This is a genomic window from Kaarinaea lacus, from assembly GCF_975902315.1.
Map to the genome: position 1 here is coordinate 1 of NZ_CDLKIE010000085.1, position 5,240 is coordinate 5,240.

A 5,240-nucleotide genomic window follows, 5' to 3' on the forward strand; every position below is an offset into this window, starting at 1 on the left:
CTGGAAGCACTGGACCGTTTGTTAGCCAGATTTCCAGATATAGAAAACCGGGATGAAATTCACTTCCGGCGCGGAGAATTGTTGTTTTCACTGAATGAATTTAAAGATGCTGATCGCGCTTATACCCAGGCCATGGTAGTTAATCCTTCGTCAGCATTTTATGAGAAAGCGCTTTCCAAAAAAGGATGGTCGGCGTACAAGTTGAATCAATACGACAAGTCATTACATTCTTTCTTTACAATCGTAGACCGCAAACTACGCACAGATTCGGGCGAGGTTAACATCCAGGGTGAGCACTTAAGTCGAGGAGACAAGGAGCTTTTAAACGATGTTTTTCGGGTTATTACCTTAAGTTTTGATGAGCTAGGTGGTGCGGATGCGGTTAACAAATATTTTGACAACAATGGCGAGCGTGTTTATGTAACCCGTGTTTATAAAAATTTAGGCGATCACTATCTTGATCAGGGGCGTATTCGTGACGCTGCCAATACCTATCAAACTTTTGTAAAACGATACCCCGATCACGCTTCCGCGCCGGATTTCGATATGTACCGAATTAATGCATACGGTCGCGGTGGATTTCCCAGTTTGTTAATAGAAGCCAAAATTACTTTTGCCAAACGCTACCAGGTAAATGGCGAATTCTGGAATCTGCAGAATGAATCGGTGCAGCAAAAACTGGCGCCTGTACTGGAAAAGAATATGGAAGATGTTGCCCGCCATTTTCATGCGCAGGCACAAAAAACCAAGAAACCGGAAGATTACGTACATGCTATTACCTGGTATAAGGCATTTATCAAATCGTTCCCAAAATCAGAAAAAACACCTCAGATAAATTTCCTGTTAGCCGAAACATTGTTTGACAATAAACAGTATGAACAGGCAGCGAAAGAATACGAAAAGACCGCCTATCAATATCCCAAATATGGCAAAAATGCTGAAGCTGGTTATGCTGCGTTGCTGGCGTACACGGAGCAGGCCAAATTGCTCGATGGAAAACAGAAAGTCATATGGGAACGCCTGGCAATTGGCAGTGCATTGAGGTTTGGGAAAGCTTTTCCAAACGACAAGCGCGCCCCAGCGGCAGTGACAAAAGCAGCTGAAGATTTATTTGCATTGAAAAAATATGACCAGGCAGCGGTTGCAGCCCGTTCTATCCTCGAGCTAACGGGAGAGACGAAACTTAGCATGCGTAAAACGGCCTGGCTAATCGTCGCTCAATCAGAGCTTCAGACGGCCCATTACGCACGCGCCGAAACTGCCTATAAGATTGCATTGAGTCTCAGCAAGCCGGGTGATAAAGAGTACAAGGCGATCAATGATGGTTTGGCGGCATCCATATATAAATTGGGCGAACAGGCCCGTGACGCTGGTGACCATAATGGCGCTGCTAAACATTTTAAACGCGTAGCCAGTGTTGCGCCCCAGTCAGAATTTGCAGTAGCAGCACAGTATGATGTGGCTGCCAGTTATCTGGCGAAAGAATCCTGGCCGCAAGCCATCAACGCACTGGAAGATTTTCGCCGTAAGTATCCATCTCATAAATTGCGCAAACAGGTTACAGAAAATCTGGCGTTAGCCTATATAAAGACAGATCAACCGGTACAAGCTGCGCGTGAATTTGAAACCATGATTAACTATCAAACCAGTGTGGATGTGCGTCGTGATTTGCAGTGGCGAATTGCTGAGCTCTATGAAGAGGGTGGTAACAAAAACGAGATAATCGCGGCTTATAAAGACTTTATCAATAAGTACCCGCATCCGTTGGAGCAGTCCATCGAGGCGAGACAAAAACTGGCTGACCTATATTTGGCTAACAACCAGTCAGATCAACGCCGTTACTGGTTACGGGAAATAATCAGTAAAGATAAAAGTGCGACCACTGAGCGAACCGACAGGACACAATTTTTAGCGGCAAAAGCCTCTTTGGAGTTGGCGGAGCCGTATTTGAGATCCTTTCAACAAGTGAAGCTCGTCGCACCTTTGAAGAAAAATCTGAAAGTAAAGAAACAGAAGATGGAAGAAGCGGTCAATGCTTATACAGAAGCGGCCAACTATGGAGTTGAAGAAGTAACAACAGCTTCGGTATATTGGTTGGCTGAAATTTATAGCAAATTTGGGAACGAGTTACTTGAATCAGAACGACCAAAGGGGCTGTCGGCTGACGAGTTAGAGCAGTATGATATCCTGTTAGAAGAGCAGGCCTATCCATTCGAAGAAAAGTCCATTAATATCCATGAGTCCAACGCCGAGCGAGTGAAATCAGGTACCTATGATGAATGGGTGAAGAAAAGTCTCGCAGCTTTGAGTGTTTTACGACCAGTGCGTTATGCAAAATCAGAAAGGAGTGAATTGTTTGCAGAAGTTAATCGGTAAATGGGCGATCCTTGTTACATTATTGTCATTGCTGGTCAGTGGTTGTGCAGGGACGGGTAAAGAAGCACCAAAATCGGAACAGGCTGCACAAAGCAAGGCCGCCGCTGCTGAAGAAAAAATACCACCGAGTGCGCGTCAACAGTACGATGAAGCGATTGCTGCGATGAGAAGCGGAAATATCGCGCAAGCAAAAAATATTTTATCGAATTTAAATAAGGCTTACCCTGACATTGCAGGACCCTATGTAAATTTAGGGATTATTCATTTTCGTGCTGACGAGATCGATCAGGCAGAAGCCGCATTCAAACAAGCCCTTAAAGTTAACCCCGATAGTGCCGTTAGTCTTAACCATCTGGGAATTATCAATCGTGGTAAAGGCAATTTTGCAGAGGCCCGTTCCAACTACGAGAAAGCGTTGGATATTGAACCAAATTACGCCTACGCGCATTTGAATTACGGTATCTTGCTGGATCTTTATCTCGGTGAACTGGAACAAGCACTAGAGCACTACGAGACATTCCAGGAACTGGCGCCTGAAAAAGATAAAGAAGTCTCAAAATGGATTGTTGATCTGGAGCGGCGGATAAAAAGAGCACGCAACTAGTTTTAAAATTTGATATTGTTGTAAACTTGATATTGAGCATTACAATTATGGTTGTGAAAAATTGGAAAATAACAGTTATTGTTTTAACCAGTTTGTTGGTTGCCAGTGGCCAGAGTGTAGCTGCGGACCGGCTAGAGCTGGATGACACTTCCATAATAGGTTCACGTGAGCTTCCAAAGGTGTTATATATTGTGCCTTGGAAAAAATCCCGAATTGGAACCTTGGCCGGTGTATCGGAAAAAGGTTCATTTAAGGAAAGCATGACTGCGCTGGATAGAGATGTGTTTTTAAGGGAATTAAAGTATTACAGTGTTTTGAACGAATCAGATGCAGTGCCTAGATAATAAGCCGCAATGTAAGCCCCGCCATAAAGCCCGGGTTAGCTGGTAAAACGCAGTTGCCGAGATGTCGCACCATTTTCGGTAGTTAACACCTAGGGCGGCTTTAAAACTTTAATATTGAAGTAATACAAACGTTATTGATTCTGTGAATTAGATAGTGAAGTTGTAAGAAATAAGTTGTTCTTATTGTTACCTATGCTATCGGTTACGATATGTGAGGAGAAAAAATAATGGAAGCCTATTCCGCCGTAGTTAACTTCTTTCAAGAAGGTGGTATGTTCATGTACCCCATCTTACTGGTCCTTGCGCTGGGTATCGCAATTGCGATAGAAAGATACATGTATTTGACTTATGCGAAACAGACCAATCGATCCATGTGGCAGAAACTGGTGCCTTTACTGCAGCGCAATGACTATAAACAAGCTATGTCAGTAAGTTCGGCGTCAAAGGCTGATATCGGTAAAATTCTTACTTATGGATTAACTCGGTTACAGGCTTCCCGTAATCGGGGTGACATTGAGATGGCCATGGAAGAAGGATTGATGGAAGTTATCCCTCGGATGGAAAAGCGTACTCACTATCTGGCGACTTTTGCCAATATTGCCACTTTGTTGGGACTATTGGGTACTATCATAGGTTTAATACAAGCATTTACCGCTGTTGCTAACGCCAATCCTGCAGACAAAGCCGATTTGCTTTCTGCCAGTATCTCGGTAGCCATGAACACAACGGCATTTGGGTTGATGGTTGCGATTCCACTGTTGCTATTGTTCACAGTCTTGCAAACTAAAACTACTGAGTTGGTGGACAGCATGGAAATGGCAACGGTTAAATTCCTTAATGTCATCTCTGAACATGCCCGGCAGTAACACCTGAACACTTAAAAGGACATTGTTAGGATAAAAGCATGTCGCGAGTCCGTATTCGGCGTGGTGATAAAACGCCGCCAGAACTTAACATTACAGCATTCTTAAACTTGATGGTTATATTGGTGCCATTCCTGTTGATTACTGCTGTATTTTCACAAATGACTATACTGGAATTGAATCTGCCGCCGGCATCCAAGTCCAAGCCCAGTCAGAATAAACCGAAGAAGGAAGTCAACTTCGAGCTAATTATTAGAAAAAACTCAATAACGGTTGCAGATACCCTAGGTGGCGCAATTAAAACATTTGAAAAAACCGGTGATGAGTTTGATATGAAGGCTATCACCAGTTTATTGGTGCGTATTAAGGAAAAATTTCCTAATAAACTGAATATTACGTTGCTTTTGGAGCAAAACGTTAATTATGACACCCTGGTCCAGGTTATGGATGCTGTGCGGGTGATCACTGAAATTGAAGATGGTGTACCGGTAAAAAGGGAATTATTTCCCCAAATTGCTATTGGCGATGCACCACCACCGGAACCTGTAGTTCAAAGGAAAGGTAAATAATAATGCAAGCACATTCTCGCCGTGCTAAACGAATGGAACGTCATCATAAGCGCCACAAGCAAGGTGGTGCTTTGAACATGATTTCATTGATGGATATATTTACTATCCTGGTGTTTTTCCTGCTGGTGAGTTCTACAACCGTTCAGGATCTTCCAAGTAGCAAGAAAATCAAATTACCGGAATCAGTCGCAGATAAATTACCAAAAGAAACAGTTGTCATTGTGGTAAATAACGAAGACATTCTGGTGCAAGGCAATAAGATTGTAGATGTTGACTCAGTTAACAGATCAAAGAATCCGGAAATAACTCTTTTGAAAGAGGCGTTGCTAAATCAAGCTAAGCGTATCATTGTTAAGAAAGCGCCGGACGGAAAGCCAGTGAATCGAGATGTTACTATTATGGGTGACAAGGAAATTCCTTATAAATTGCTAAGGAAGCTCATGTTCACCTGTACTGAGGCGGATTTCACTAATATCTCCCTGGC

6 protein-coding genes are annotated in these 5,240 nt (G+C 43.2%); all 6 read left to right on the forward strand.

The annotated features are described in order from the left end of the window. On the forward strand, positions 1–2,376 hold a 2,376-nt coding region (locus ACWVCM_RS01995), incomplete at its 5' end, for a tetratricopeptide repeat protein (RefSeq protein WP_455200027.1). Then, positions 2,357–2,980 (forward strand): tetratricopeptide repeat protein, encoded by a 624-nt coding sequence (locus ACWVCM_RS02000; protein ID WP_455200028.1) that lies wholly within the window; start codon positions 2,357–2,359, stop codon positions 2,978–2,980. The genes ACWVCM_RS01995 and ACWVCM_RS02000, both read left to right, overlap by 20 nt. A 47-nt stretch (positions 2,981–3,027) precedes the next feature. Beyond that, on the forward strand, positions 3,028–3,324 hold the full coding sequence (locus ACWVCM_RS02005) for a hypothetical protein (RefSeq protein ID WP_455200029.1): 297 nt from the start codon (positions 3,028–3,030) through the stop codon (positions 3,322–3,324). Between the two features lie 227 nt (positions 3,325–3,551). After that, positions 3,552–4,190 carry a MotA/TolQ/ExbB proton channel family protein gene (locus ACWVCM_RS02010; RefSeq protein ID WP_455200030.1) on the forward strand — a complete coding sequence of 213 codons (639 nt, stop codon included), beginning with the start codon at positions 3,552–3,554 and terminating at the stop codon, positions 4,188–4,190. A 38-nt stretch (positions 4,191–4,228) separates the two neighbouring features. Then, positions 4,229–4,756, forward strand: coding sequence for an ExbD/TolR family protein (locus ACWVCM_RS02015; protein ID WP_455200031.1), 528 nt, complete (start codon positions 4,229–4,231; stop codon positions 4,754–4,756). Between the two features lie 2 nt (positions 4,757–4,758). Continuing rightward, positions 4,759–5,240: ExbD/TolR family protein (locus tag ACWVCM_RS02020; RefSeq protein ID WP_455200032.1), on the forward strand; the 482-nt coding region annotated here is incomplete at its 3' end.